The organism is Streptomyces sp. NPDC059718 (assembly GCF_042733315.1).
GTDB lineage: Bacteria > Actinomycetota > Actinomycetes > Streptomycetales > Streptomycetaceae > Actinacidiphila.
In genome coordinates, this window is the sequence record NZ_JBHWGA010000078.1 from 1 (window position 1) to 26,286 (window position 26,286).

The 26,286-nt window shown below is 74.6% G+C and carries 25 protein-coding genes and 1 pseudogene; 10 read left to right on the forward strand and 16 right to left on the reverse strand.

Features of this window, described 5'->3' with window-relative positions; translation table 11 throughout:
* The 4 genes and pseudogenes from ACFV3E_RS43830 to trxA form a co-directional block, all read right to left on the reverse strand.
* A partial coding sequence (locus ACFV3E_RS43830) for a glutamate-cysteine ligase family protein (protein WP_500541749.1) occupies positions 1 to 668 on the reverse strand: 668 nt, incomplete at its 3' end.
* A 226-nt stretch (positions 669 to 894) separates the two neighbouring features.
* Positions 895 to 1,540, reverse strand: a pseudogene (locus ACFV3E_RS43835) (endonuclease).
* A gap of 161 nt (positions 1,541 to 1,701) precedes the next feature.
* Positions 1,702 to 3,372, reverse strand: a complete 1,671-nt coding sequence (locus ACFV3E_RS43840; RefSeq protein WP_500541751.1) for an AMP-binding protein — start codon at positions 3,370 to 3,372, stop codon at positions 1,702 to 1,704.
* A 33-nt stretch (positions 3,373 to 3,405) separates the two neighbouring features.
* Positions 3,406 to 3,789, reverse strand: a complete 384-nt coding sequence (gene trxA, locus ACFV3E_RS43845; RefSeq protein WP_500363870.1) for a thioredoxin — start codon at positions 3,787 to 3,789, stop codon at positions 3,406 to 3,408.
* 215 nt (positions 3,790 to 4,004) lie between these two features.
* Between trxA and ACFV3E_RS43850 the strand changes: the two genes are divergently transcribed.
* Positions 4,005 to 4,964, forward strand: a complete 960-nt coding sequence (locus ACFV3E_RS43850; RefSeq protein WP_500541753.1) for an NADP-dependent oxidoreductase — start codon at positions 4,005 to 4,007, stop codon at positions 4,962 to 4,964.
* A gap of 21 nt (positions 4,965 to 4,985) precedes the next feature.
* Here ACFV3E_RS43850 and ACFV3E_RS43855 read toward each other — a convergent pair whose 3' ends face one another.
* Complete coding sequence (locus tag ACFV3E_RS43855) at positions 4,986 to 5,441, reverse strand: universal stress protein (protein ID WP_500323170.1); 456 nt, start codon at positions 5,439 to 5,441, stop codon at positions 4,986 to 4,988.
* Positions 5,442 to 5,450: 9 nt separating this feature from the next.
* Positions 5,451 to 5,930, reverse strand: coding sequence for a MarR family winged helix-turn-helix transcriptional regulator (locus ACFV3E_RS43860; RefSeq protein WP_500541755.1), 480 nt, complete (start codon positions 5,928 to 5,930; stop codon positions 5,451 to 5,453).
* Positions 5,931 to 6,036: 106 nt separating this feature from the next.
* On the opposite strand from ACFV3E_RS43860, the gene valS reads away from it, so the two are divergent.
* Positions 6,037 to 8,613: a valine--tRNA ligase gene (gene valS / locus ACFV3E_RS43865; protein WP_500541757.1), complete on the forward strand. Its 2,577-nt coding sequence runs from the start codon at positions 6,037 to 6,039 to the stop codon at positions 8,611 to 8,613.
* 42 nt (positions 8,614 to 8,655) lie between these two features.
* On the opposite strand, the gene ACFV3E_RS43870 is transcribed toward valS, so the two are convergent.
* Positions 8,656 to 9,282 carry a hypothetical protein gene (locus tag ACFV3E_RS43870; protein ID WP_500541759.1) on the reverse strand — a complete coding sequence of 209 codons (627 nt, stop codon included), beginning with the start codon at positions 9,280 to 9,282 and terminating at the stop codon, positions 8,656 to 8,658.
* Between the two features lie 88 nt (positions 9,283 to 9,370).
* The gene (locus ACFV3E_RS43875) at positions 9,371 to 10,600 is read right to left on the reverse strand and encodes a citrate/2-methylcitrate synthase (protein WP_500541761.1); all 1,230 of its coding nucleotides are present in this window, start codon (positions 10,598 to 10,600) and stop codon (positions 9,371 to 9,373) included.
* Positions 10,601 to 10,715: 115 nt separating this feature from the next.
* Here ACFV3E_RS43875 and ACFV3E_RS43880 point away from each other — a divergent pair, with 115 nt between their 5' ends.
* A complete protein-coding gene (locus tag ACFV3E_RS43880; RefSeq protein ID WP_500541763.1) occupies positions 10,716 to 11,861 on the forward strand; it encodes a citrate synthase/methylcitrate synthase in 1,146 nt (381 codons plus the stop codon).
* 16 nt (positions 11,862 to 11,877) lie between these two features.
* Here ACFV3E_RS43880 and ACFV3E_RS43885 read toward each other — a convergent pair whose 3' ends face one another.
* The 4 genes from ACFV3E_RS43885 to ACFV3E_RS43900 all read right to left on the reverse strand — a co-directional run bounded on the left by ACFV3E_RS43885 (position 11,878) and on the right by ACFV3E_RS43900 (position 14,904).
* Positions 11,878 to 12,345, reverse strand: a complete 468-nt coding sequence (locus tag ACFV3E_RS43885) for a GNAT family N-acetyltransferase (RefSeq protein ID WP_500541765.1) — start codon at positions 12,343 to 12,345, stop codon at positions 11,878 to 11,880.
* Between the two features lie 49 nt (positions 12,346 to 12,394).
* Complete coding sequence (locus ACFV3E_RS43890; RefSeq protein ID WP_500333132.1) at positions 12,395 to 13,486, reverse strand: hypothetical protein; 1,092 nt, start codon at positions 13,484 to 13,486, stop codon at positions 12,395 to 12,397.
* A 22-nt stretch (positions 13,487 to 13,508) separates the two neighbouring features.
* The gene (locus ACFV3E_RS43895; RefSeq protein ID WP_500541767.1) at positions 13,509 to 14,408 is read right to left on the reverse strand and encodes a lysylphosphatidylglycerol synthase transmembrane domain-containing protein; all 900 of its coding nucleotides are present in this window, start codon (positions 14,406 to 14,408) and stop codon (positions 13,509 to 13,511) included.
* A gap of 220 nt (positions 14,409 to 14,628) precedes the next feature.
* A complete protein-coding gene (locus ACFV3E_RS43900; RefSeq protein ID WP_500363856.1) occupies positions 14,629 to 14,904 on the reverse strand; it encodes an isoamylase early set domain-containing protein in 276 nt (91 codons plus the stop codon).
* Positions 14,905 to 15,064: 160 nt separating this feature from the next.
* On the opposite strand from ACFV3E_RS43900, the gene ACFV3E_RS43905 reads away from it, so the two are divergent.
* The 3 genes from ACFV3E_RS43905 (at position 15,065) to pspAB (ending at position 17,624) form a co-directional block, all read left to right on the forward strand.
* The gene (locus ACFV3E_RS43905) at positions 15,065 to 16,027 is read left to right on the forward strand and encodes a quinone oxidoreductase family protein (RefSeq protein WP_500541769.1); all 963 of its coding nucleotides are present in this window, start codon (positions 15,065 to 15,067) and stop codon (positions 16,025 to 16,027) included.
* A gap of 110 nt (positions 16,028 to 16,137) precedes the next feature.
* Positions 16,138 to 17,040 carry a zinc metalloprotease HtpX gene (htpX, locus tag ACFV3E_RS43910; protein ID WP_499515403.1) on the forward strand — a complete coding sequence of 301 codons (903 nt, stop codon included), beginning with the start codon at positions 16,138 to 16,140 and terminating at the stop codon, positions 17,038 to 17,040.
* Complete coding sequence (pspAB, locus tag ACFV3E_RS43915; protein WP_500541771.1) at positions 17,040 to 17,624, forward strand: PspA-associated protein PspAB; 585 nt, start codon at positions 17,040 to 17,042, stop codon at positions 17,622 to 17,624. Before htpX ends, pspAB begins: the two co-directional genes overlap by 1 nt.
* Positions 17,625 to 17,637: 13 nt before the next feature.
* Here pspAB and ACFV3E_RS43920 read toward each other — a convergent pair whose 3' ends face one another.
* Positions 17,638 to 18,993, reverse strand: a complete 1,356-nt coding sequence (locus ACFV3E_RS43920) for a phosphodiester glycosidase family protein (RefSeq protein ID WP_500541773.1) — start codon at positions 18,991 to 18,993, stop codon at positions 17,638 to 17,640.
* 193 nt (positions 18,994 to 19,186) lie between these two features.
* Positions 19,187 to 19,600 (reverse strand): PaaI family thioesterase, encoded by a 414-nt coding sequence (locus tag ACFV3E_RS43925; RefSeq protein WP_500541775.1) that lies wholly within the window; start codon positions 19,598 to 19,600, stop codon positions 19,187 to 19,189.
* 118 nt (positions 19,601 to 19,718) lie between these two features.
* On the opposite strand from ACFV3E_RS43925, the gene ACFV3E_RS43930 reads away from it, so the two are divergent.
* Both ACFV3E_RS43930 and ACFV3E_RS43935 read left to right on the forward strand, forming a co-directional pair.
* Positions 19,719 to 20,042 carry an ArsR/SmtB family transcription factor gene (locus ACFV3E_RS43930; protein ID WP_500541777.1) on the forward strand — a complete coding sequence of 108 codons (324 nt, stop codon included), beginning with the start codon at positions 19,719 to 19,721 and terminating at the stop codon, positions 20,040 to 20,042.
* Entirely contained in the window at positions 20,039 to 20,911 is an 873-nt protein-coding gene (locus ACFV3E_RS43935) for an SRPBCC family protein (protein WP_500541779.1), read from the forward strand. The genes ACFV3E_RS43930 and ACFV3E_RS43935 overlap by 4 nt, the downstream gene beginning before the upstream one ends.
* A gap of 25 nt (positions 20,912 to 20,936) precedes the next feature.
* Here ACFV3E_RS43935 and ACFV3E_RS43940 read toward each other — a convergent pair whose 3' ends face one another.
* Positions 20,937 to 21,803 carry a Sco1979 family transcriptional regulator gene (locus ACFV3E_RS43940; protein ID WP_499515409.1) on the reverse strand — a complete coding sequence of 289 codons (867 nt, stop codon included), beginning with the start codon at positions 21,801 to 21,803 and terminating at the stop codon, positions 20,937 to 20,939.
* Positions 21,804 to 22,020: 217 nt separating this feature from the next.
* Positions 22,021 to 23,634 (reverse strand): ADP-ribosylglycohydrolase family protein, encoded by a 1,614-nt coding sequence (locus ACFV3E_RS43945; RefSeq protein WP_500541781.1) that lies wholly within the window; start codon positions 23,632 to 23,634, stop codon positions 22,021 to 22,023.
* A gap of 418 nt (positions 23,635 to 24,052) precedes the next feature.
* On the opposite strand from ACFV3E_RS43945, the gene ACFV3E_RS43950 reads away from it, so the two are divergent.
* Positions 24,053 to 25,333 carry a VWA domain-containing protein gene (locus ACFV3E_RS43950; protein ID WP_500363841.1) on the forward strand — a complete coding sequence of 427 codons (1,281 nt, stop codon included), beginning with the start codon at positions 24,053 to 24,055 and terminating at the stop codon, positions 25,331 to 25,333.
* A complete protein-coding gene (locus ACFV3E_RS43955) occupies positions 25,333 to 26,229 on the forward strand; it encodes a hypothetical protein (protein ID WP_500541783.1) in 897 nt (298 codons plus the stop codon). Before ACFV3E_RS43950 ends, ACFV3E_RS43955 begins: the two co-directional genes overlap by 1 nt.
* Positions 26,230 to 26,286: the final 57 nt, after the last annotated feature.

The following is a 26,286-nucleotide window of genomic DNA, read 5'->3' on the forward strand; positions in this document are numbered from 1 at the left end:
CCCGGGTCCAGGGCGGCCCACACCGCCTGCCGCGTGGACCGCCAGCCGGTCGGACGGCCCGCGCTGAGCGGCGAGTTGGCGAACGCGGCGACCAGGACCGCGCCCAGCAGGTGCGCCAGCAGCCAGCGTCTGCCGAGTCCGAAGGGTCCCGGCTCCTCCGTGCCCGAGTCCAGGCAGACCTGGACGGAGGCCGTGGAGCACATCATGGACCGGCCCGCGGTTCCTGAGCGGTCGAAGTACGTCTCCATCGCCGCGTACCGGGGCTCGTCCAGCAGCCGGCGGGGCCGGCGCCAGGGGTCGTGGCCGTGGCCCGCCAGGGCCAGGCCCTCCCGGCGGAGCCGGTGGCGTACGGAGTGGAGGTCGGCGGCCGCGGCGTTGACGCACGCGGTGAGTGAGGGGGCGGGCAGCGAGCTCAGCTCCAGCTGGCCGCCGGGCTCGGTCGTGAGCCGGGAGCGGAGGTACAGGTCGTGCAGTCCGGCGACGGCGGCGCCGAGCCGTGCGCGGCCCACCGGGCGGGCCGGGTCGTGCGGGTCGTGGAGGAACCATTCCAGTTCCACGCCTATGCGGCGCGGCGGGCCGGTCTTGAAACAGATGCCCTGGATATGTTCCTCCGCCGCTGTCTCGGTGATCGGTTCGGATGTCTCCATCCGCTGGCTGGTGCCGGGCATGGCCGGGACCTCCCGTCGAAGGCGGTTTTCCGTGTCCCGCCCGGCCACGGCCGGGCGGTGTCCGTACCACCTAAGCCCTTCGGCGCGGGCCGCTCAAGAGCGCCCCGGACGAACGGCCGAGGGACGGCAGATGACACCCGAGTCGAGGGCGGCCTCTGCCGTCCGGTCCGAATCAAGCGTGGACCGCGACCTGGCGGCCCGCATCTCCAGAGCGCGTCTGTGCAGGTCAGGGCGTGGATGCCAGGACCTCACCGGCGATCTTCCGGTCCACCGCGGCGCGTACCGGCGCCGCGGCCAGGACGGCCTCCTCGCCCTCCGGCACCAGCTCCGCCAGCTCGCCGGCCGCGCCGGGGAGCTCCAGGCGCTGCGTACCCTGGAGCACCTTCCCGTCGAAGGCGGGGGCGAATTCCGGCCACACCGCCTGCACCTCCCGCAGGAAGACGCCCGCTCCGACCGGGCCGACGCCGGGCACCTCCCGCAGCAGCCGGCACTGCCGCTCCGCGTCCCCGTCGGCCGCCGCACGGGCCTTGCGCAGGTCGCCGTCGTACCGGTCCAGCAGCAACTGCGCGGCGTCCCCGAGCCAGGTCGCGGTCCGCTCGTCGTACCGCCGGTGGCCGCCCTCGTCAGCACGTCCCGTCTCCGCCGCGAGGTCGCGCCGGCCGTCACGGCGGAGTCGCGCAGCCCCGCCGCGAACAGGGCGCGGGCCGCGGCGATCGCCGTCCGCGTGCGGATGCGCGCACCGAACAGCATCGCGAGGACGAGCAACTGGTAGAGGGGCTGCGGGGTGTCGCGCAACCGGATGCCCGCCTCCAGGCGTACGTCTCGCCGTGCGCCGTCGGCAGCGCCCGCACCGTCGCCCGGGCGACCCGCACGTCCCGGGCGTCCGCCGCACCCCGGCCGGCGGTCACGTCGGACCCGTTCCCGTGCGCAGTGCCCGGCGCGGCGTCCGAAGCTGGTCGTGGCACATGGGGTGCGTGTTCCCGGACGGACCGGCATGAAACGACCGCCCGGGGTGCGGCTCCGGGCCGCGGGCTCAGCGGTCCAGGAGCCCGGCGCGGTCCTGGGCGCGGTAGCCCTCCAGCAGCGTGGCGAGGTCCGCGGCGGTGAAGCGGCGGTACGCCGCGCCGCAGGGTCCCTCGCCGGGCGGGGACCACCACACGGGGTCGGGGCAGCGGAAGCCCTCACGGCGCAGGGCCGCGCGCCGCACCTTGTTGGTGGCGGTGACCGGCATGCGCGGCACGACCCGTACGAAGCGCGGGGCCGACTTCGTGCCGAGGTCCGCCTGCGCCGCCAGGAACGCGGCGAAGGCGCCGGGGTCGAAGGCGGCACCCTCACGGAGGGCCAGGGCCGCCATCACTTGGTCGCCCGAGACGGGGTCGGGGACGGCGTACGCGGCGACGGCCGCGGCGGCGGGGAAGCGGGCCAGGACGTTCTCCACGACGGCGGCGGCGAGGTTCTCGCCGTCCACGCGCAGCCGGTCGTCGGCGCGGCCCGCGAAGTGGAACCAGCCGCCGGTGTCCCGGAAGAAGAGGTCGCCGGTCCAGTACCAGCCGTCGCGGGTGCGCGCGGCGACCGCCTCGGGGTTGCGCCAGTACCCCTCGAAGCGGGAGGGCCCGCGGTTGACGAGCTCGCCTATCGCCTCGTCGCCGTTGAGCAGCCGGCCCGCCGCGTCGAGGACCGCGCGGGGCCGCTCGGCGCCGGTCGCCGGGTCCACCACGGCGAGGTCGGCTCCGGGGGCGGCACGCCCGACCGCGCCGGGCGGCGTGCCGGGGGAGTGCTGGATGGCGGCCCCGCCCTCGGAGGAGCCGTACCCCTCGGTGAGGGGCACGCCGAAGCGCTCCGCGAACCGGGCCGCGTCCACGGCCCCGGCCTCGGTGCCGAAGCCCCGGCGCAGGCGGTGGTCGCGGTCGTCGGGGAGCTCGGGGGTGGCGAGCAGGTACTGCACGGCCCGCCCGACGTAGGTGAAGTACGTGGCCCCGTAGGCGCGTACGTCCGGCAGGAAGCGGGAGGCGGAGAAGGACCGGCGCAGCGCGACCGCGCCGCCGCCCGCGAGGGCGGGTGCCCAGCCGGCCATCACGGCGTTGCCGTGGAAGAGCGGCATGCACAGGTAGTGGACGTCGTCCGGTCCGAGGCCCAGGAAGCCGCTGAGGGAGGCGCCCGCGTCGGCGAGCCTCCCCTGGGAGACGACCACGGCCTTGGGGGCGCCGGTCGAGCCGGAGGTGAAGTAGAGCAGGAGCCGGGAGCCGGGGTGTGCCCGGCCGCCGCGCGGCGGACCGGCGTCCTCGTACGGGCGCAGCAGGGCCGCGTACGCCGGGTCGTCCACGACCAGGATCCGCTCCGGGGGGAGGGGGAGCGCGAGACCGCGCAGCGCGGGCAGGTGCGCACGCTCGGTGACCAGCAGAGCGCACTCGGTGTGCGCGATGTCCCGGGCCAGCTCCGCACCGCGCCGGGTCGGGTTGACCCCCACCACGGCGGCCCCCGCGCACGCCGCGGCGCCGAGCCACAGCGGGAACTCCGGGACGTTGCCCAGGAGCACCCCGACGTGCGGCTCGGCGCCGTGCGGCAGCAGGTCGGCCAGCAGCGCGGCGCGGGCGGCGGAAGCGGCCGCCACGTCATGGCGGCTGAGCCTGCGCTCCCCGTACAGCAGACCGGGGCGCCGATCGCCCCACTGGCCCTCGACGAGTTCCGCTATGGTGCGCCCCATACGGCCGCACCATAGCTGACGCCTCGTCAGATGTCAGGCCTTCGGGGCCTCCTGGTCCGCGCCCTGTTCGGCGATGGACTTGCGGACCTCGTCCATGTCCAGGTCCCGCGCCTGCTTGATCAGGTCCTCGAACGCGGGCGCGGGCAGCGCGCCGGGCTGGGAGAAGACGGCCACCTTGTCGCGGATGATCATCAGCGTCGGGATGGACTGGATCTGGAACGCGGCGGCCAGCTCCGGCTGCGCCTCCGTGTCGACCTTGCCGAACACGAGGTCGGTGTTCTTCTCCGCGGCCGACTCGTAGACGGGGGCGAACATCCGGCACGGGCCGCACCAGGACGCCCAGAAGTCGATCAGGACGAAATCGTTGTTGCCCACGACCTCGTCGAAGTTGTCCTTGGTGAGCTCAACAGTGCTCATGCTTCCCTTACCTGCTTCCGGGTGCCGTCGGTCGGGACCCACTGACCGTAACCGAGGGCAGCGCTGCGCTATTCCGAACGCCGCCCTCCCGGCGCGTCCCCCCGCCGCCCCGCGGAACGGGATGCCGGGAGCCGGGCGGGGCCGGATGCTGGAGGGAGCGGGGACGTCCGTCGCCCCCGCCGGTCAGGCACGGGAGCGACCCACGGGAGCGGCCGATGGTGACGACGATGCACGCCGTACGGGCGCATCGGCGCGGCGGGCCCGAACAGCTCCGCTACGAGACCGTGCCCCGCCCCGAGCCGGACGCGGGTGAGGCGCTGGTGGCGGTGCGGGCGGCCTCCGTGACCGCCGGGGAGCTCGGCTGGGACGCGACCTGGACCGACAGCTTCGACGGCTCGGGCCGCGACCGCACCCCCACGATCCCCTCGCACGAGGTCTCCGGAGTGGTCGCCGAGGTGGGCCCCGGGGTGATCACCCCGAGGGTCGGGGACGCCGTCTACGCACTGATCCCCTTCGTCCACGACGGTGCCGCCGCCGAGTTCGTCACCCTCCCCGCGGGCATCCTGGCCGCCAAGCCCCGGCGTCTCGACCACGACGCGGCCGCCTCGGTCCCGCTCGCCGCGCTCACCGTCTGGCAGGCGCTGGCCCGGCACGCGGGGGTCACCCCGGGCCGGCACGTGCTGGTCCACGGCGCGGCGGGAGGCGTCGGCTCCTTTGCCGTCCAGATCGCCGCCGCGCTCGGCGCGCGGGTGACGGCGACCGCCGCCGCGCGCGACGCGGGCTTCGTCACCGGCCTGGGCGCGGAGCGGGTCGTCGACTACGCCGGCAGCCGCTTCGAGGACGAGGTGGCGGACGTGGACGTCGTCTTCGACGCCGTCGGCGGCGCCACGCAGGACCGCTCCTGGTCGGTGCTGCGTCCCGGCGGCCTGCTGGTGAGCATCGTGTCCCCGCCGGACGAGGAGAGCGCCCGCGCGCACGGCGCCCGCGGCGTCTTCTTCGTCGTCGAGCCGGACCGGACGGGCCTGGAGGCGGTCTCCCGGCTCATCGACGGCGGCAAGCTCACCCCGCGGGTCGACCGCGTGGTGCCGCTCGCCGAGACCCGCGCCGCCTACGAGGCGCTGGAGCACGAGCACCACCGCGGCAAGGTCGTCATCCACGTCGCCGACGGGACCTGACCGACCGCGGCGGGAGAGGGCCTACGGGACGACCGTCACCGGCCAGCGGCCCGCCTTGACCAGCCGCACCGCCACCGAGCCCACGATCCGGTGCCCGGCCTTCTCGGAGGCGCCGACCACGACCGCGTCGGCCTTCAGCTCGTCGGAGGCCTGGGACAGCCCGCTGAACGGGTCGCCCGTGAACGTGTGGAACTCCCAGCGCAGGCTGGACACCGACTGGAAGCGTGAAGCGGCCTTCTCTATCTCCGCCTTCAGCTCGTCGGCGATCTCGGCGGTCGCCTCCGCGACCGGGGCGCCGAAGGCGGCCCCCGCCGCCAGGACCGGCTGCACGTACACGATCGCCAGCAGCGCCCTCTGGCGCCGCGCCAGCCCCGCCGCGTACGCCGCGGCGCGCCACGACGACTCCGATCCGTCCAGTCCCGCCACGATCACCTTGGGACCGTCCGTGCCCCGCTCGAAAGCCGCCTTGTCGCTCACGTTCCGAGCCTACTTGCGGGACTGCCGCGCGCGCCGCACCGGACGCGGGGAATCCGCGCCCGCGGCGAGATGACCGTCCACCAGCCGCTGCAGCGCGGAGGTGAAGACCGCCCGTTCTTCCTGGGGAAGGGCCGCCAGCAGGTCGCCGTGGACGCGCGCGGTGATCTCCCTGCCGCGGGCGACGAGCTCCCGGCCCGCCTCGGTGACGGTGATGATGCGGGCCCGGCGGTCCGTGGGGGAGGGGTGCCGCTCGGCGAGGCCGGCCCGCTCCAGCTCGTCCATGGTGACCACCATCGTGGTCTTGTCCTGCTGGGAGACCTCGGCGAGTTGAGCCTGCGTCAGCTCCCCGGGGAGTGCGTGCAGCAGCACGCAGTACCCGCGGGGGGTGAGTCCCACCTCGGCCAGCGCCGCCGCCAGCCGGTTCGTCATGGCGTGGCTGGCGTACTGCAGCAGCCCGGTGAAGTCGGGCGCGGAAACCGTGGGACCCATGGTCCGAGCCTAGCAAAAAGGTCCGTTACCGAATCATCGGTGACACGAACGATCCGGCGGGTAAATCGTTCGGCCGCGGGGGCCCGCCTGCCTACCATGGGACGGCATGAACCCCCCGTCCCGTCATCACGACGTCCCCGGCAAGCCCTCCCTCGACGGGCTCGAAGCGAAATGGTCGCGGCGCTGGGACGAGTCGGGCGTACACCGCTTCGACCGGTCGCGGCCGCGCGAGGAGATCTTCTCCATCGACACCCCGCCGCCCACGGCCAGCGGATCGCTCCACATCGGCCACGTCTTCTCGTACACCCACACCGACACCGTCGCCCGCTACCGGCGCATGCGCGGGCAGACCGTCTTCTACCCCATGGGCTGGGACGACAACGGCCTGCCCACCGAGCGCCGGGTCCAGAACCACTACGGGGTCCGCTGCGACCCCTCGCTCCCGTACGATCCCGGCTTCACCCCGCCCGAGCGCCCCGGCAGTCACCAGCGGCCGGTCTCGCGGCGGAACTTCATCGAACTGTGCGAGGCCCTCACCGCCGAGGACGAGAAGGCCTTCGAGCAACTCTGGCGCCGCCTGGGCCTGTCGGTCGACTGGACGCTCACCTACCAGACCCTCGGCGCCCTTTCGCGCGCCGCCTCCCAGCGCGCCTTCCTGCGCAACCTGGCGCGCGGCGAGGCCTACTCGGCCGAGGCGCCCACCCTGTGGGACACCACCTTCCGCACCGCCGTCGCCCAGGCGGAGCTGGAGGACCGCGAACGGCCCGGCGCCTACCACCGGCTGGCCTTCCACCGCCCCGGCGGCGGCCGGGTCGTCGTCGCCACCACCCGGCCGGAGCTCCTCCCCGCCTGCGTCGCCCTGGTCGCGCACCCCGACGACGAGCGTTACCGGGAGCTGATCGGCACGAGCGTCACGACCCCGGTCTTCGGCGTCGAGGTCCCCGTCCACGCCCACCGGCTGGCCGACCCGGACAAGGGCACCGGCATCGCCATGATCTGCACCTTCGGCGACACCGCCGACGTCACCTGGTGGCGCGAACTCCGGCTGCCCGTCCGCCCGGTCCTCGGCCGCGACGGACGCTTCCTGCCCGCGCCGCCGGCCGCCCTGCGGACGGCGCGGGCCCGCGAGGCGTACGGACAGCTGGCCGGCGCCACCGCGCACACCGGCCGCGAGCGGCTGGTGGGGATGCTGCGCGAGCACGGCGACCTGGAGGGCGAGCCCGAACCGGTCGTCCACGCCGTGAAGTTCTACGAGAAGGGCGACCGGCCACTGGAGATCGTCACCACCCGCCAGTGGTACCTGCGCAACGGCGGCCGCGACGAGGACCTGCGCGACCGGCTGCTGGAGCGGGGCCGCGAACTGCGCTGGCACCCGGAGCACATGCGCGTCCGCTACGAGAGCTGGGTCGAAGGGCTCAACGGCGACTGGCTGGTCAGCCGCCAGCGCTGGTTCGGCGTCCCCGTCCCCGTCTGGTACCCGCTCGACGAGGCCGGCGAGCCCGTCCACGGCACGCCGCTGGTCCCCGACGAGTCGGCGCTGCCCGTCGACCCCGGCACCGACGTCCCCGACGGCTACCGCGAGGAGCAGCGCGGCGCGCCCGGCGGGTTCACCGGCGACCCGGACGTCATGGACACCTGGGCGACCTCGTCGCTCACCCCGCAGATCGCCGCCGGATGGGGCACCGACGACGAGCTGTTCGCCAAGGTCTTCCCGATGGACCTGCGGCCGCAGGCCCACGAGATCATCCGCACCTGGCTGTTCGGCAGCATCGTCCGCGCCCACGCCGAGCAGGGCGTCCTGCCGTGGCGGCACGCCGCGATCTCCGGCTGGATCCTCGACCCGGACCGCAAGAAGATGTCCAAGTCCCGGGGCAAGGCGGTCACCCCGGGCGACCTGCTGGAGCAGCACGGCTCCGACGCCGTCCGCTACTGGGCGGCCGCCGCCCGGCCGGGCACGGACACCGCCTTCGACACCGGGCAGATGAAGATCGGCCGCCGCCTGGCCATCAAGGTCCTCAACGTCGGCCGCTTCGTCGTCACATCCGGCGTGGTCACCTCCGGCGTGGTCGCGGACGGCGCCGCACCGGCGGTCGCCGCGCCGCTGGACCGCGCCCTCCTCGCGGCCCTCGCGTCGACCGTCCGCGCCGCCACCGACGCCCTGGAGGAGTTCGACCACGCCCGCGCCCTGGAACGCGTGGAGTCCTTCTTCTGGGACTTCTGCGACGACTACGTCGAACTGGTCAAGGGCCGTGCGTACGACGGCGACACCTCCGCCCTCGCGACGCTGTCCACCGCCCTGTCGGTCCTGCTGCGGCTGTTCGCGCCCTTCCTGCCCTTCGTCACCGAGGAGGTCTGGTCATGGTGGCGCGAAGGCTCGGTCCACCGCGCCGACTGGCCCGACGCGGATGCCCTGCGGGCGCTCTCCGGCGACGGCGACCCGCGCGTCCTGGCCACCGCCCGCGACGCGATCACCGCGGTCCGCAAGGCCAAGTCCGAGGCGCGGCTGTCGATGCGGGCGGAGGTCGCCCGGCTCGTCGTCACCGGCCCTGCCCCGGAGCTGGCGCTCCTCGCCCTGGCCGTGGACGACGTCCGCGCCGCGGCCCGCGCGGCGGCGGTGGAACACGTCCCGGCGGCCGGTGACGCCCTGGCGTACGAGGTGCGTCTTCCGGAAGGGGCCTCCTGACGGGGTGACGGCCGGCCGGTCCGGGCCGGCCGTCACCCCGTGCTATTCCGCCGCCGTGGTCAGCGCCAGCGCCGCGTCCCGGACGTCGGGACGGGCATGGCACCGCAGCGAGCGCAGGACCGTGCGCCACTCCTCCGTCCAGCCGGTGCGCCGGCCCAGCGCAGCGGTGACGGCGACGGCCAGCAGGCCACCGGCGTGGCCGCCGTCCGCCGCGAGCCGCTCGGCGGCGAGGAGCAGCACAAGGGGGTCGCCCGGCGGACGTCGCACGCCGAGGCGGTCGTGGAGGGCCGACGCGGTGCGGGCAGCCAGCGCAGGGCGTCCGGCGTGCAGTTCCGCCAGGCGTTCCAGCTCGCAGACGAGCACCCCCGGCGCGGCGTCGAGGTCAAGGGCCTGCACGGCCAGGTGCGCGGCCTGCGGCACGAAGCCGTCTGTTCCGCCGAGCAATTCGCCCGCCCGGACGGCCGCCGTGCGGTGCCCCGCGACGCCGCCGGCCGTCACGGCGGCCGCGAGCCGTGCCACCAGGTGCGCGATCCGCTGCCGGGCCGGGCGGTCCCGCTCGCCCTCGGCGTCCGGCCGGTGTCCGGTGGCCGTGTCCTCGGCCGCGACGAGGCGCGCCAGGGCCCGCAGGAGTGGGTCAGCGCCGCCCGCCGACGCGGCAAGGGCCACCAACGCTGTGGGGCTCGGTGGGCATGGCCGTCATTGTGCTGCCACCAGGGTGCCGGGCCGTACAGGTTTTCGCATGACCCGGCGGCGGGCCTCAGGGCAGCGGCTGCGGAGGGCGCGGTCCCACGTAGTGCCCGCTCGGGCGCATGCGCAGCGGGGGTTCCTCGTACTCCTCCAGGGCGTGGGCGATCCAGCCCGCCGTCCGGGCGACCGCGAAGACCGTCTCGCCGGCTTCGGGGACCATGCCGGCGGAGACGGAGAGCACCGCCAGGGCGAGGTCGACGTTGGGGTGGACCGGGGTGTGACGGGCCGTCGTGGCGGCCACCTCGCGGGCGGCGGCCAGCGCCCGCTCCGCGTACGGGACGTCCTTGAGCAGCCGGAAGAGCATGACCGCGCGGGGGTCCTCGGCCCGGTAGAGGCGGTGGCCGAACCCCGGCACACGGCGGCCCGCGCGCAGGTGGTCGGCGACGACGGCCGCCGCGCTGCCGCGGTCGAGGACCTCGGCCAGCATGCGGTGGGCGAGGCCGCTCGCGGCTCCGTGCAGCGGGCCGTCGAGGGCCCCGAGGCCGGCCGAGACCACGGCGTACGGATGCGCGCGGGCGGAGGCGGCCACGCGCACGGCGAGCGTCGAGGCGGCCAGGTCGTGGTCGATGAGCAGGACGAGCGCCGCGTCCAGCGCACGCAGTGACGCGTCGTCGGCCGGGCGACCGGACAGGCGGGACCACAGCCGCCAGGCCAGCCGGCCCTCGCCCCGGTGCGGGGTCCCGGCCGCGGGCAGAGCCCGGACCAGCGTGGGGATGAGGCCGCGGGCGGCGCCGAGCACGGCCTCGGGGGAGAGGTCGAACCGGAGTGGGTCCGCCACGGCCGCCGCGACGGCGGTCGCCCGCAGCCGGTCCATCGGGCCGCTGTGCCCGGGCAGCACCCCGACCGCCCGCCGGGCGGCCTGCAGCGCCTGCGGTGGCGCGGTGAAACGCACCCCGGAACGCAGGACGCCGGTCCACAGCCACTCCGCCACCTCCTCGTAGCCGTACCGCTCGGCCAGGGCCGTCGCGTCGACCCCGCGGAAGTAGTAGCGGTCCCCGTCGATGAGGGTGATCGCGGTGCGCACGGGGCCCGTGCCTTCGTCCTCGGGGGGCGGCTGCGCCGCGCGCCGGTTGCGGCGCACGAGGGCGTCGACCTCCTCGGGGTCGAAGGTGCTGCCGCGCCCGCCGGGGGCGCGCCGGCTGCTCAGCAGGCCGCGGCTGACGTAGGCGTACACCGTCTCCGGCTTGACCCCGAGCCGCCCGGCCGCCTCACGGGTGCTCAGCCGTTCCTCCGTCGTCATGACTCCATCCCACCACACATTGATTGGATCAATGTTGACGGGGACTGAATCAATGATGGATGGTCGGGTCAATGCCGAGCCGTCGAAGCAGCACCGGAGGACCACCGTGACCGTCATGCCCGTCACCCCCGACGTACCCCGCGGCCTGAAGGGAGTCGTCGTCACCGAGACCGCGCTCGGCGACGTCCGCGGCACCGAGGGCTTCTACCACTACCGCCAGTACTCGGCCGTCGATCTGGCGCAGAGCCGCACCTTCGAGGACGTCTGGCACCTGATGCTGCTCGGCACGCTGCCCGACGCCGCCGATCGCGCCGCCTTCGCCCGGCGCGTCGCCCCGCTGCGCCGGCTGCCCGCCGCCGTCCGCGAGGCGCTGCCGGCCGTGGTCCGCTCCGGAGCGCTCAGCGGTCCGCTGGCCGGGCTGCGCTCGGCGCTGTCCCTGCTGGGGGCGGCCGAGGGCTTCCGCCCGCTGTACGACATCGACCCGGAGCGGCGGCTGTCCGACGCGCTCGCCGCGACCGCCGCCGTGCCCACGCTGCTGACGGCCCTGTACAGGCTCGGCCAGGGCCTGGAGCCGGTCGAACCGCGCGACGACCTGCCGTTCGCGGCCAACTACCTGTACATGCTCACCGGCGAGGAGCCCGACCCGGCCCGCGCCCGGGCCGTCGAGCGGTACCTGATCTCCACCGTGGACCACGGCTTCAACGCGTCCACCTTCACCGCCCGCGTCATCGCCTCGACCGGCGCCGACCTCGCCGCCTGCCTCACCGGCGCCGTCGGCGCGCTGTCCGGCCCGCTGCACGGCGGCGCCCCGAGCCGGGCCCTGGACACCCTGGACGCCATCGGAACCCCGGACCGCATCGACCCGTGGATCCGTGAACGCGTCCTGGCGGGCGACCGCATCATGGGGTTCGGCCACCCCGTCTACCGCACCGAGGACCCCCGTTCCCGGATGCTCAAGGAGATCGCCCGGTCCTTCGGCGGCCCGCTCGTCGACCTCGCCGTCCAGGTCGAGGCGCGGGTCGAGGCGATCCTTGCCGAGCTGAAGCCCGGCCGCGAACTCCACACCAACGTCGAGTTCTACGCCGGGGTCGTCATGGAGCTGTGCGGCCTGCCGCGCGAGATGTTCACCCCCACCTTCGCCTGCGCCCGTGTCGTGGGCTGGTGCGCCAACGTCCTGGAGCAGGCCGAGGACAGCAAGATCATCCGTCCGGCCGCCCGCTACGTCGGCCCGGTGCCGCCCCAGCCGGTGCCGGCGACGTGAGGGGTCCGCGGGCCGGTCAGGGCGCCGAGGGGCGTTCCAGCAGGAGGTAGTCGCCGTCCTCGCCCGTGCGGTGGTAGCCCGCGCCCTCGTAGAGCCGGAGGGCCGGATTGACGCGGTGGACACCGAGCGCCAGCGTCCCGTGGCCAGCCGCGCGGGCCTGCGCGGCGAACGCGTCGAGGAGGAGGCGGCCGAAGCCGCGGCGCCGCAGGGCGGGCACCACGTGCAGGCCGACCAGCAGGGCCTTGCCGTCGTCCGCCGGCATCCACATCATCGAGCCGCCCGGCCCGCCGCCGGCCTCCAGCACAAGGGTGCGGTCCAGGCACTCCACCCACAGGCCGAGGTTGCGGTCGATCGCCTCGGTCCAGGCCGCCTCGGCGGCGGGTTCCACGGCACGGATGTAGTCGCGTTCCCACCGCAGGAGCTGCGGCAGGTCCGCCGGCCGCGCGGGGCGGGTGACGGCCGTCGGGCCGGGGCTGCTGGGCACGGTGGTCACCGTAACGCCCCTGCCGCGCCCGCCGGCGTCCGGGCCGCCGCTACTCCCGGGCGGCCGGCTTGCGGTCGACCGGCGTGACCGGGGTGACGGTCTCCTCCATGGTGCGGCGGGGGCCGGACCAGGGGGCGGGGACCGCGTCGAAGAGGTAGGCGAAACGGTAGGCCAGTTCCTCGTAGTTGACCCGCCAGCCGCGGAAGTGCGGCCACGCCTCCTCGGGGGTGCGCTCCAGCGGGTAGCCGTTGGCCGCGGCGTGGGCGACGGCCGCGGCGAACTCCTCGTACGGCAGCCTGATGGTCGCGTTGGGCGAGGGGTCGGCGTCGTACGGGATCCGCCAGATCGCGGCGATGTCGCGCAGGCAGACGAAGCCGGCCCGCAGGGCGAGCCGGGCCTCGGCCTGCGGGCGCCCGGGGTTGAGGGCGAGTTGCATGGCGGCGGCGTCCATGACGGCGAGCAGCGCGATCAGCCAGCTGCGGTCGGGCTGCGGGGAGCGGAACCGGCTGAGCACCGTGTAACTGGTGTGGCTCTCGCTCACCTCCGCCGCCCACCGCTCCCAGTTGCGGAACAGCTCGGTGAGGCTGTCGGTGAGCCCGATCTGGGCGTAGCGGGCGAGGATCTCCGGCCCCCACGGCGGGTTGCCCGCCCGGGCCTGCAGCAGGGTCACCTCCGCCTCGCGGCGCGAATAGGCGGCGTACAGGGTCGGCAGGTAGCCGATCTGGAGGCCGATGGTGATCGGGCCGGTCGCGGCGGCGATGAAGTCGATCACCGTGAGGTCGACGTGGTGGCTGCTGGCGAAGCCCAGCGTGAACAGCGACGACCCCGCCTCCCGCAACGCGTCGAGCGGGGCGAGGTCGCTGACCGCCGCCTGCAGCATGGCGTAGCCCGCCCAGAACGCGACCAGCCAGCCGATCAGGTTGGCGAGGATGGACACCGCGGCCACCGGGACGAGGACGCGGTCCTTGGCCTCGGGCGTCCGGCAGCGGTCCGCGACGAACTGGAAGGGCAGGTGGACCGCCGCGTGCACCAGGCGCGTGAAGCTGGACCGCGTCGGCCGCGGGATCACCAGCGTGCGCAGCACCGAAGAGAAGGTCCCGGCGACGACCAGCGCCCCGACGAGACCGATCAGGACGCGCACTGGACTTCCCTCCCCGGACGGTTCACAGCACCCGCCGGCGGACCAGCGCGGCCAGCACCAGCACACCGGGGAGCAGGGGCAACCATACGGTGACGATGCGGTACGCCAGCACCGCGGAGGTCGCCGCCACCCCGGTGGCGCCCGCGGTGACCAGTGCCAGGACCAGGGCCACGTCCAGCGAGCCGATTCCGCCCGGGGTCGGCAGCAGGGCCGCCGCCGCGCTGCCCGCCAGGTACGCCACCGCGACGTGCGCGGCCGGCACGGGCGCGTGCAGCGACCGTACGACCGCGACCAGCACCGCGGCGTGCATCACCGGGAAGGCCAGGGAACCCGCCCACAGCGCCGCCACCCGCGCGGAACGGCCGTGCACCGCGCGGACGTCGGTGGCGACCGTGCCGAGGAACGAGCGGACGGTGCGGCGGACGTGGCGCACCGACAGCAGGACCACCAGGACGAGGCAGAGCGCGGCGCCGGCCACGAGGGCGACGGTGGGACCGGGCTGCCCGGGCACGACCTTGCGCAGGTCGAGGGCGTGCGGGAAGGCCGCGAGCAGGACCACCAGCAGCCCGATCCGCACCACGCAGGCCGCCAGCGCCCGCACGGTCAGCGCGGCCGCGGAACGACTGGGTGAGAGGCCGCAGCGCAGCAGGAAGCGCAGGTTGACGGCGTTGCCGCCGACGCCCGCCGGGAGGATGTGGTTGGCCGCGGACGCCGCGAACTGGGTGGCCAGCAGGCGTCCCGTGGGCAGTTGCTCCAGCACGGCGCCCTGCTGGGCGGCCGCCGAGCACACCCAGGCGAGCAGCGTCGCGGCCCCGGCCGCCAGCAGCCACTCGGCGTCGGCGGAACCCAGCCGGTCGGTACCGGCGTCCACCATCGGCCACTGCCGCAGGACGATCAGGGCCACCAGCAACAGCGGTGCCACACCGACGATCTGACGTACTGGGAGGCGCCGCCACATGCCGTTCGTGCCCTTCCGGTCGCCGCGGTCGCCCGCGCTGCCGTGAGGTGCTCCCCGGCGCAGCCCCGGCCGTACCTACGCACGACCATACGGCGCGGCGACCCGTACCGCTCATCCGGCGGCGCGTCCGGCCGCCCCGTGGTACGGGGCGGGACCGGACGGCGCCGCCGGCGCGCGGGACGGCCTACAGCTCCAGGAGGCTGCCCCGGTCGTCCACGCGGTCGGCCGACTCGTCGTCGAACCAGACCGCGTCGGTGGCGAGGTAGCGGAAGCGGTGCACACCCGCCGGGAGGATCACCGACACCGTGCGGGTGCCGTCGCGGCGGGGGACGAGGGTGTGCCGGCCGGGCTCCCAGCCGTTGAAGTCGCCGACCACGCTCACGGTGCCGGGCGGGTGGTCGACGGGGAGGGCGAAGGTGATCCGCGTCTTGCGGCCGAACAGCTTGCTGCGCCTGAGCATGGGCTCTCCCTGCGGGGGCGGACGAGGGACGGAGGACACGTGCGGTGCTCGGGTGCCCCACATTCTTCCGGTGCTCCGGGGAAAGTCACATACCGACTGGTCGGTGTTACGGGCTATCGTGACCCCGGACGACGTTGGTACGTACGCGGAGGGAGTCGCGGTGCGCGCGATCCAGATCACCGAATTCGGCGGGCCGGAGGTGCTGCGGCAGGTCGAGCTGCCCGATCCCGTGCCGGGGCCGGGGCAACTGCTGGTCGAGGTCTCCTCGGCGGGGGTGAACTACGCCGACACGCACTTGGTGGAGAACTCCTACCTCTCCAAGGCCACCCTGCCCCTCGTGCCCGGCGCCGAGGTGGTCGGCCGCACCGCCGACGGCCGCCGCGTGGTCGCCCTGACCGACAACGGCGGATACGCCGAGAAGGCCGTCGTCGAGGAGTACCTCGCCCACGACGTGCCCGAGGGCGTCACCGACGGCCAGGCCCTCGCCCTGGTCGTCCAGGGCCTCACCGCCTGGCACCTGCTGCGCACCTCGGCCCGCATGGCCGAGGGCGAGTCGGTGGTCGTGCACGCCGCCGCGGGCGGCACCGGCTCGCTCGCCGTGCAGCTCGCCAAGGAGTTCGGCGCAGGACGGGTCATCGCCACCGCCTCCTCCAAGGACAAGCGCGACCTCGCGCTGGAGCTCGGCGCGGACGTCGCGATCGAGGCGGACTCCACGGACCCCGCGGGGCTCAAGGAGCGGCTCGTCGAGGCCAACGGCGGCAAGAAGGTCGACATCGTGCTGGAGATGACCGGCGGCCCGGTCTTCGACGCCTCGCTGGCCGCTCTCGCCCCCTTCGGCCGCCTGGTGACGTACGGACTCGCCTCCCGCGTCCCCCCGACCCCGGTGCAGGCCGCGCAGCTCATGGGCCGCTCCCGGGCCGTCATCGGCTTCTGGCTGATGCACTGCCTGGGGCGCCCCGGCATGTACCGCGAGCCGATGGCCGACCTGCTGGCCATGACCGCCGACGGACGGCTGAAGCCGCAGGAGGGCGGCAGGTACCCGCTCTCCGAGGTCACCCGCGCCCACGAAGACCTGCGGGCCCGCCGTACTTACGGCAAGCTCACGCTCGACCCGGCAGGCTGATCACTCCGGGCCGGCCGCGCCTGCGCCCCCGCCGTTCACGGTCCCGCGGAGGCACAATCGACAGCGGAGCACGAAGCCGCGGCCGGCGGCCCGGAGGAACGGGAGGGGCCATGGACAGGACCCGCTTCGCCCCCGACCGGGGGCTGACCACCCGCATGGTGGTCACCATGTTCATGATCGGGCTGCTGTACGTCGTGTTCGTGGGCGTCCTGCTGGCCCTGCTGCGCGGTGCCTGGCCACTGATCCTGATCGTCGCGGGCGGGCTGTTCATCGCCCAGTTCTGGTTCAGCGACCGGATCGCCGCCTTCAGCATGGGCGCCCGCGAGGTCACGCCCGAGCAGGCCCCCGAACTGCACGGCGTCGTCGACCGGATCTGCGCCCTGGCCGACATGCCCAAACCCCGCGTCGCGATCGCCGACAGCGACGTCCCCAACGCGTTCGCCACCGGACGCAACGAGAAGGCGGCCCTGGTGTGCGCCACCACCGGCCTGCTGCGCCGACTGGAGCCCGAGGAGCTGGAGGGCGTCATCGCCCACGAACTCTCCCACGTCGCCCACCGGGACGTGGCGGTCATGACGATCGCCTCCTTCCTGGGCGTCCTCGCCGGGGTGGTCACCCGCATCGGACTGTGGGGCGGCCTCGGCCGCAACAGCCGCGACCCCGGCACCGCGATCGTGGTCATCCTGATCCCGCTGGTCAGCGCGCTCGTGTACTGCGTCAGCTTCCTGCTGACCCGGATGCTGTCCCGCTACCGCGAGCTGTCCGCCGACCGCTCCGCCGCGCTGCTCACCGGGCGGCCCTCCGTCCTGGCCTCGGCGCTGACCAAGGTCTCCGGGCAGATGGCCCGCATCCCCACCGAGGACCTGCGCAAGGCCGAGCCCTTCAACGCCTTCTACTTCGTCCCCGCCCTCGCCGGCGGCCAGAGCCTGGCCCAGCTGCTGTCCACGCATCCCACGCTGGAGCAGCGGCTGGCGCAGCTCGGCCGGATCTCCGTCGAACTGGGACGGCGCTGATGGGGTTCCTGGACGCGCTGCTCGGCCGCAGCAAGCCCGTCAGACCCGACCTGGACCAGCTGTTCGGGCTCCCCTCGGCGGCCGTGACCCTCGAGGCCGCAGCCGGTTTCCGGCCCACCGGCGTGGGCTCGGTGTGCTTCGCCGCCGTGGAGGGCGGCGCGTTCGCCGAGGTCCAGCAGGACGTGCGGGCGCTCCTCGACATGGACACCGGCCAGGGCGCCGTGCCGGTGGAGTCCGTCCGCGACGCGTACGGGTACACATGGCTGGTCGTCCGGCGTCCGGCCGAGGACCTGCCGGTCCTGGTCGGTGACCTCCACGCGGTCAACTCGGCCCTGGAGGGGCACGGCTTCGGCCCCCAGCTGCTCTGCTCCATGGCCGCCTTCCGCGATGACGCGGGGCGGTCGCTGGCGCTGGTCTACCTTTACAAACGAGGCTCGTTCTACCCGTTCGCCCCGCTTCCGGGGGAGAAGCGCGACAACCCCCTGGAGCTCCAGGCCAAGGCCCTGCTCGGGAACGACCTCCGCCTCGAGGAGGACCTGGGCCGCTGGTTCCCCCTCTGGGGCGCGCCGGGCTTGGGGGGCTGAAGCCCGGCGGTCGTCAGCCCCAGGGCCGTACCTCCACCACAGCCTCGACCGGCGCGGGCCCCTGCACATGCGGGAACTCCTCGATGCCGAGCCGGGCCGGGTCCAGGGTCCGGCCGCGGCGCTGTGGGCCGCCGGTGGTGAAGACGCCGATGCCGTTGGCGACGAGGCGTTCCGTGCCGCCCGCCGGGTGGTTGCGGACCTTGACGCGGGACGCGCCGGGGGCGCGGGTGACGAGGGTGGAGGAGCCGCCGCCGTCGAGGTTGACGGCGGCCTGGGCGCCGATGCCGGACATCAGGGAGGCGAGTTCGCGGACCGTGAGGCCATTGCCTGACTCGGCCTTCCCGTCCAGGGCCAGGAGGTACATCACGTGCCCGTCGTCGCCGAAGCCGGCCGCGGTGCGGGTCGCCGAGACGCCGTTCTCCAGGCCGACCAGGGGGTAGCCGTCGCGCAGGATCGGGTAGCCCCCGACGGCGAAGCGGTACCCGCCGCCGTACGCGGAGGCCACCAGCCGCTGCTGCACGTCGACCGCGTCGCCGGGCTCCAGCAGGCGAAGCGCCTCCGCGCCCGCCTCGCGGCCGACGAGGACCACCGCGTCGGGCGGGATCTCGCCCTCTCCCGGGCCCTCGCCAACACCCACCACCTCGCCCTGGCTGACCATGACCTCGTAGGTGTCGTCGCTGCAGGGCGCCGCGCGCCTGACGTCGTCGCCGCAGCCGGCGCGGAGCCGGGAGGCGCTGCCCCAGTCCGAGGTGTACAGGCCGACGCCGCCGACCGGGAGCGCGTACTGGTTCAGGCCGGCGAGCGGCACCGTGCCCTCCTCGAAGCTGACCGAGCCGGCCAGCCGGAGCCGGTCGAGCCGGGCGATCCGGTCGGTGCCGACGGCGAGGACGTCCTCGGTGGTCGCGCCGGGCGGCAGCTTGGGCCCGAAGCGCTGGGCCGGCGGCACCGCCGACTTCAGGGCCCGTCCCGCGGCGACCGCCGGGCCGACCGCGGCACCGGTCGCGGGCACCCCGGGGTGCTGGGCCTCGCTCATGTTGAAGAAGTCGGCGTTGATGCCGCCCACCGCGCCCGCGGCGTCGGCGAGCCCCGAGACCGTGCCGCGTCCGGCGACGACACCGGGATGCAGCAGGTCCACCGTGACGCCGGGCGTGCGCAGGTCCACCGTCAGCAGGTGCCCGCGGGCCGTGCCGTGGGCTCCCCGGTAGGTGAACGTCCGGTAGTCCACGCCCGAGGCGAGCCGGGTGGTCGCGCCGTAGCGCAGCCCGTCCCCGGCGACCGCGGCGGCGGCCCCGCCGGCGCCGCCGAGCACGGCGCTCCACGCCAGCGTCGCGGAGATCGCCAGGCGCACCCGGCGGGGTCGTCGAGTCACGTCGCTCCAGCCCAAAAACCGATTATCTGACGAAAGGTCAATGGTTGCCCGGACCGGCTGGGTTGTCGCACCACCACGCCGCGCGTGACGGGGAATCCGACTCGATACGGTGAAAATCGGGCGGGAGGGGATCTGCAGGGGGTCCACCGGGGCGCCCCCTGCCGCTCCTGCCGCTCCAGCCGCTCCAGCCGTCTCAGCCGGGGAAGGCGTAGACCGTGGCCGCCTGCGCCGCGGGCTCGACGGCGCCTTCCGGGGTGAGGTCGACGTCGATGAACGCCAGCCGCCGCCCGAGCTTGGTGACACGCGCCGTGACCAGGACGTCGGTGCCCATGACCGCGCGCTGGAAGGTGGTGGACTGCTGGATGGTCGTCATCGGCCCGTAGCCCCCGCGGGCCGCGGACACCGCGATGACGGTCGCCGTGTCGGCGGCGGCCATCAGCGCCTGGCCCGACAACGCGCCGCCCTCCCGGGCCAGCCGGTCCGACCAGGGCAGCCGCAGCACGGCGTGCCGCTCCCCGGTCTCCTCGACGGAGAGCCCCAGGTCCTGCACCCAGGGCGCGAAGTTGTCGGCCAGGACCTTGTCCGCCTCGGCGGTGGTGATCGTCACGGCGGACATTCTGACCCACCGTCGGGGGCGCACACCAGGGCGCGACGAGCCCCGGTCGCGTACCCGCCGCGCGCACATGCCGTTGTGGGTATATAGCCTGGGGAGTATATTGGGGAACGTGTCCATGCCCTTCGACGTGCTGGCCGAGCCGACGCGGCGGCGGATCCTCGATCTGCTCCTGGAACGCCCCCGCCTCGTCGGCGAGCTCACCGAGCACCTCGGCCTCAGCCAGCCCGGTACGTCCAAGCACCTGCGCGTGCTCCGTGAGGCGGGCCTGGTCCGGGTGCGTGCCGAGGCGCAGCGCCGCTGGTACGAGCTGAGCCCCGAGCCCCTGCGGGAGGTCGACGCCTGGCTCGCGCCGTACCGCAGGCTGTGGGGCACCGGCCTGGACGCGCTGGAGCGGCATCTGGACGCCATGCCCGACGAGATGGAGGAGCCATGACCACGGACACCGGAGAGACGCTGACCACCGCCGACGGCCGGACCGCGCTGCGGATGGAGCGGCGGCTCGCACACCCGCCGGAGAAGGTGTGGCGGGCCCTGACCGAGCCGGGGCACCTGTCGAAGTGGTTCCCCTCCGACGTGGAGATGGAGGCGCGGGTGGGCGGCAAGGTGCGCTTCCCCTTCCGGCACGGCGAGGGCGAGGCCATGGACGGCGAGGTCACCGAGTGGGACCCGCCGCACGTCGTCGCCTACACCTGGGGCGAGGACCTGCTGCGCTGGGAGCTGGAGCCGGAGTCCCTGGGCTCGGTGCTGACCCTGACCCACACCTTCGGCGACCGCCCCGGCGCCGCCAGCTTCGCCGCGGGCTGGGACGCCTGCATCGCCGGCATCGACCCCGAGCTGGAGGGCGAGCCGGCGCCCGGGCCGGGCGACATGAAGGCGGCCCACGAGCGCTACGTCAAGGAGTTCGGTCTCGACCACGGCACGGTGGAGGAGCTGCCGGTCGGCTGGAAGGTCCGTTTCGAGCGGCAGCTGACCCAGCCCGCGGCCGTGGTGTGGAAGACCCTGCTCGGCGGGGTGTCCGCGCCCGAGGTGGGCGGGCCCGTGCCGCGCGGCTTCGTCGTGGGCGACTTCGCCCCGGGACCGGTGAGCGAACTGCGCCCGAAGGAGGCGCTCGCCTACCCCTGGGACCTCCACGGCCGCCACGAGGGCACCGTGCGCTGGGAGCTGACCCGCGGCACCGGGCACGGTGCGCGACTGGTCCTCACCCAGACCGGCGTCCCCGAGGTGCCCCCCGCCCTGGCGCTGGACGTCTGGCGGGACCGCGTCGAGAGCCTCGCGGCGAAGCTGGCCGCGATGCCCCGCTGACCGGTGGACGGCACGGCGCCCGACCTCACAGCCGGCCCCGTGCCTCCTCCAGGAACTCCCGGGTGGGGCCGGCGGGCAGGGCCTGGGCGCTCATCCGGTCCAGGGCCTCGCGGAACCGCGAGACGTCCTCGCGTTCGTCGAGGTAGACGGCGCCGATCAGGCTCTCCGCGTACGCGATGTCCGGCAGTTCCGGCAGCGGGAAGCGGAAGATGTGGAACGGGCCGTACATCGCCGGGTGCGGCCCCGACGCGAAGGGCAGCACCTGCAGTCGCACCTGGGGCATCCCGCACGCCTCGATCAGGCGGTCGATCTGCAGGCGCATCACCTCGGGGCCGCCGATGGGACGGCGCAGCACCGTCTCGTCCATCACGACCCACAGCAGCGGCGGGTCGTCGCGGGTGAGCAGCGCCTGCCGTTGCATGCGCAGCGCGACGCCGCGCTCGATCTCCTCCCGCGAGGCGTGCGGCCGCCCCGCGCGCAGCACGGCCTCCGCGTACTGCGGGGTCTGCAGCAGGCCCGGGACGTAGTGCGGTTCGTAGGCGCGGATCAGCTCGGCGGCGCCCTCCAGGCTGACGAAGGCGCTGAACCACTCGGGGAGCACGTCACGGAAGCGGTGCCACCAGCCGGGACGGTTGGCCTCGCGGGCCAGTTCCAGGAAGTTGGCGATCTCGGCGGGCTCGGTGACGCCGTAGGTGAGGAGCAGTTTCTCCACGTACGGGATGCGCAGGCCCACCTCGGCCTTCTCGATGCGGCGCACCGTGGCGTGGGTGACGTCCAGGGCGCGGGCCGCCTGCTCGTAGGAGAGACCGGCCCTCTCGCGGAGGTCCTGGAGGCGTCTGCCGAGCACCACCCGCAGCACGGTGGGAGCACTTGCCGCCCGCGCTTCAGTCACGGTCCATCCCCTCCAACACCGCTGATCCCCGCGTAGTTTGTCATGACGTCAGGGCTTGGCAAAGCATGTTGGGGACGCTTTGCAATGTGCAGAACGCACCGTACCGCGGCGGTCCGGCGGCAGGTGTGCCCACGTCCAGCCGGCCACCGCCCCGGCCCCGGACTCGGCCCTGGTTTCACGCGGGACCGGGGCCGGGGGTTTCGGCGCGGGACGCGGCTCACCAACCGGGGTGGCGATCCCACCGGGACCGCTGCCCGGCGTCGGGTTCCGGATCGGACGCCTCCCGCCGGCCCTCGTCGATCCGGGTTCCGGCGGCCGTCGCCGGGGCGGTCAGATCGTGGACCGCGGACTGGAGTTCGGGGTGCGCGTGGAGGTGCCAGCCACCGGTCAGCGCCCGGCGCAGGTCCCGCAGCGCGCTCTGCGCATCGGTGCCCTTGGCCAGGTGGCTGTAGACGGCGGCGACGGCCGGGGTGCGGCTCTGCCCGGCATGGCAGTGGAGCAGGACCCGCTTGCCCTCCTGGCGCAGCCGTAGCACCTGGCGGGCGGCCTGGTCCACGACGTGGTGGAGGTTGGCGTTCGCTCCCTCACTGTCGACCAGCCAGACGCGGACCTGCTCGACGCCGGGTGTGCCGGGCAGGAGCGGGTCCGAACCGACGCGGCAGAGCGAGACCACGGCGTCGACGCCGACCGGCTCGGTGCCCTGGGCCAGGGCCAGGTTGCCCAGGATCACACCGTCGTCGTGCGGGTGGGGGATGGCGAAGCCGGGGTGGCCACCGGCCGGCAAGCGCGGCGCCGAGGGCCAGCCGGCGTCGTCGTCGTTCCCGCCCCGGGCGGTGAGCACAGCCAGCCGGACCAGGTCGGCACCCGTGAGCCCCGGCCAGCCGTTGACGGCCTGCTGCCACTCCAGCGGGATGCCGGAGCAGCCCCAGCGCGCGCCGAGCAGGGCGCCCGCGATCGCCGCGACGGTGTCGGTGTCCGTTCCGGCGCGTACCGCCGCCTCCAGGGCGAGGCGCAGGTGCCGGGCGGGGAAGCCGCCTTCGGCAGGGTTCAGTTCGGGAACAGCGGTGCGGGTGATGGCCGACCAGGCGGCCTGGAGTGCGTGGACGACCCAGCCGTTGTTGCCGAAGTGGTGCGGCGGGTGGGCCTCCGCCGCGTCAAGGTGCTTCGCCCACGTCTCGCGGCGCTCGGGCGGGAGCAGGGCCAGGCCGTCGCGCACGCCGTCGAAGGTGCCGTACAACACCGCGGTGCGGATGCCGGAGCACCACAGCACGCAGGCGTCGGCGCAGTCGGGGTCGGGGTGGGTGAGCGCGCTGACGGCGATGGCGGCCTCGGCCATCGCGGCGGGGTCACCGAGGTGTGCGAGGGCGACGATCCCGGTCCGCATCAACGAGCCGTTCCCGGCGCTGCGCGCGTTGCGGGCGGTGTACTCGCGGGCGGCCTCCCACATCGCCGTGCCCGCCGACCCGGGGGCGCGGGCGGCGGTGCTCAGGACGAGGCTGGTCTGGTTGCCGACGTCGCTGGCGCCTTCGCTCAGCCAGCCCTGGAAGTTGGCGGCGATCGCGTCCAGGGCCTCCGGGTCGCGCAGATCCGCTCCGGTCGCCGCTACCTGGGCGATGCAGACCTGCATCTGGGTGTCGTCGGAGTACTCGCCCGGCTCGTACGGACCCAGGCCGCCGCCGATCATCCGCGGCTGCTGATCCTCACTCAGCGTCGCCTTGAACTCGTACGGCACACCCAGCGCGTCGCCCACGGCCGCGCCGAGCAGCACCCCGGCGGCCCGGTCGGCGGCCCGCGCGTCCAGGTGGGGATGGGGTGTGTGGGCGTGGGCCACGGGCGTCCTCCAGGTGATCCGGCGGCACGTGCGGGACGGACCGAACGGCGGGTGCAGAGCGAGCGCCGTCCTGGTCGAATGCAGCGGTTCCGGGGCATCCCGGGGACAGCCGGTTCAGGACGGATCTCCGGCATGATGCCGCGTCAGCCTGGCACGGGGAGCCACTTATCGTCAATGGGACGCTATGGATGCCTGGAGGTGACCGACGTGGTCCCGCAGGTGTGGCGGCGGCGGGTCTGACATCTTGCCTGACGGTCCGTCAGGCCGATCAGCCGAGCCGAACGAGAGGGGTGACCGTCGACCGTCGCTGGTCAGCGCCGTGTCCCGGGCCCGAGGCGTGGTCCGCTGCGGGGAGGGTCACGGATGAGCGGCCCGGGCCGAGTTGGGGGCGGAGTCGGATCTTCCATAGGATCCGCCAATGATCATAAGCAAACGGCTGGCGGTGGGGCTGTGCGGCCTCGCGGCCACCCTCGCCACCGCGCTCTTCCCGGCCGCGGCGCCGGCCGCCGCGGACGACGGGCCGGAGACCGCGCACGAGGCCCCGAAGGTCGAGCTCGTGCTCGACGTCAGCGGTTCGATGCGGGCCAACGACATCGACGGCAGGTCCCGCATGTCGGCCGCCAAGCAGGCGTTCAACGAGGTCATCGACGCCGTACCGGACGAGGTCCGGCTCGGCATACGCACCCTCGGCGCCAACTACCCCGGCAAGGACAAGGTGGTCGGCTGCAAGGACACCGAGGCCCTCTACCCGGTCGGCAGCGTCGACCGCACCGAGGCCAAGACCGCGGTCGCCACCCTCGCCCCCACCGGATGGACGCCGATCGGCCCCGCCCTGCAGGCCGCGGGCAAGGACCTCGCGGGCGGTGACGGCACCCGCCGGATCGTGCTCATCACCGACGGCGAGGACACCTGCCAGCCGCTCGACCCGTGCGAGGTCGCGCGTGAACTCGCCGCCGAGGGCACCCACCTGGTCGTCGACACCCTCGGCCTGGTGCCCAACACCAAGATCCGCGAGCAGCTGAGTTGTATCGCCGAGGCCACCGGCGGTACCTACACCGCCGTCGACCACGCCGACCAGCTCTCCGACCGCATCAAGCAACTCGTCGACCGCTCCGCCGACAACGTGGTCGTCACCCCCACCGTGACCCAGGGCGCCGACCGTTGCGCCGACGCCCCGCTGCTCGGCGCCGGCGTCTACAGCGACCGCGAGGCGTTCACCGAGCACCGCTGGTACCGGGTGAGCGTCACCGACGGCCAGGAACTGCGCGCCTCCGTCAGCGTCGGCGCCGACCGCGCCGTCAACCGCGACTACGGCGTCCTCGTACGGGCGGTCACCTCCGGCGGCCGGGAACTCGTCCGCGGCTCGGAAGCGGGCAGCGGACGCACCGACGTCATCTCCTCCGGTCTGCGCTACGCCTGGCCGGAGCGCGACGACGACGACGCCGCGGCCGCCCGCACCGTGTGCATCGAGGTCAGCAACTCCTTCTCCGCCCCGGACGCCGTGAAGCGCACCCCGGGCCTGCCGCTCGAACTCAGCGTCGACCTGGTCTCCTCGCCCGACGAGCCGTCCGACGTCGCCTCCTTCGGCCTGGGCCGCGGCTGGTGGCTGCTGGCCCTGCTGGTCGTGACCGGCCTCGTCGCCGGTGTGCTGTGGGGCTGGATCTCGCGCTGGCGCGTCGCCGTCTGGAGGACCAACTGATGCGTACCATCCGAACGGCGCGCCGGGCGGCCGCCGTACTGCTCGCGGGCGCGGCCCTGTTCGCCGCCGGAGCGGGCACCGCCGCCGCGGACGACGCCACGCCCAGCCCGGGCGCGAGCGGCACGGGGGCCACCGAGGAGACGGTCCAGCCCGGCACCGGCTTCCGGACCGCCGGGAACCTCCGGCCGGGGGTGCGGACCGTTCCGGCCAGCGCCTCCACGGGCGACTACCTGTACTGGGTGTTCCCGGCCGCGGTGGGCGAGGTGCCCACGGTCTCCGCGACGGTCGGCCTGCCGGAGTCCGCGAGCCGGCACGGCGACCAGACCTGGCAGCTCGACGTCTACGACGGCCTGCGCCGCCGTCAGGCGTGCACCGCGGGCAAGCCGACCAGGACGGCGTCCGCGCAGGACACCCAGCTGGAGCTGAGCTGCCGGCTGCGCACCGTTCGCGCGTGGTCCGAAGCCTGGGCCGACGACCCGCTCCCGGGCGCGTACTACATCCGCCTGACCGTGCTGCGGCTCCCGGACGAGGACCTCGGTCTGCCGGTGCAGGCACAGGTCGGCACCACCTCGACGGACGCGGGCGGCTCCAAGGCCGTCGACGGCGAACTCGCCGCCCCGCTCACCCCCGTCGCCAAGGCCGGGGCCACCCTCGACCCCAACGCCGTGCCGTCCGCCTCCGCGACCGAGGAGTCCGACGAGGCGGCGGACGACGAGGCCGACCCGAGCGCCTCGCCGGTGCCGGCCGGGCTGGCCCAGCCCGAGGACGGCTGGGGCGGCGGCTGGTGGTCCGACCGCTGGATCTGGACCGCGGCCGGGGGCGTGCTGGGCGCGCTCGCGGGCATCGCCGGTTACAGCCTCACCCGTGGACGGGGACGCCCCCGCCCGGTCGCGTAACCGCTCACCGACCTCACCGACCTGAACGGCAACCCGATCACGGTGGTGACCTCGGAC

Coding starts and splice junctions, on each gene's coding strand:
- ACFV3E_RS43840 (WP_500541751.1), bottom strand. CDS start 3,372: ATGGGGCGCACCATAGCGGAACTCGTCGAGGGCCAGTGGGGCGATCGG.
- trxA (WP_500363870.1), bottom strand. CDS start 3,789: ATGAGCACTGTTGAGCTCACCAAGGACAACTTCGACGAGGTCGTGGGC.
- ACFV3E_RS43850 (WP_500541753.1), top strand. CDS start 4,005: ATGGTGACGACGATGCACGCCGTACGGGCGCATCGGCGCGGCGGGCCC.
- ACFV3E_RS43860 (WP_500541755.1), bottom strand. CDS start 5,930: ATGGGTCCCACGGTTTCCGCGCCCGACTTCACCGGGCTGCTGCAGTAC.
- valS (WP_500541757.1), top strand. CDS start 6,037: ATGAACCCCCCGTCCCGTCATCACGACGTCCCCGGCAAGCCCTCCCTC.
- ACFV3E_RS43875 (WP_500541761.1), bottom strand. CDS start 10,600: ATGACGACGGAGGAACGGCTGAGCACCCGTGAGGCGGCCGGGCGGCTC.
- ACFV3E_RS43880 (WP_500541763.1), top strand. CDS start 10,716: ATGCCCGTCACCCCCGACGTACCCCGCGGCCTGAAGGGAGTCGTCGTC.
- ACFV3E_RS43900 (WP_500363856.1), bottom strand. CDS start 14,904: ATGCTCAGGCGCAGCAAGCTGTTCGGCCGCAAGACGCGGATCACCTTC.
- htpX (WP_499515403.1), top strand. CDS start 16,138: ATGGACAGGACCCGCTTCGCCCCCGACCGGGGGCTGACCACCCGCATG.
- pspAB (WP_500541771.1), top strand. CDS start 17,040: ATGGGGTTCCTGGACGCGCTGCTCGGCCGCAGCAAGCCCGTCAGACCC.
- ACFV3E_RS43935 (WP_500541779.1), top strand. CDS start 20,039: ATGACCACGGACACCGGAGAGACGCTGACCACCGCCGACGGCCGGACC.
- ACFV3E_RS43950 (WP_500363841.1), top strand. CDS start 24,053: ATGATCATAAGCAAACGGCTGGCGGTGGGGCTGTGCGGCCTCGCGGCC.
- ACFV3E_RS43955 (WP_500541783.1), top strand. CDS start 25,333: ATGCGTACCATCCGAACGGCGCGCCGGGCGGCCGCCGTACTGCTCGCG.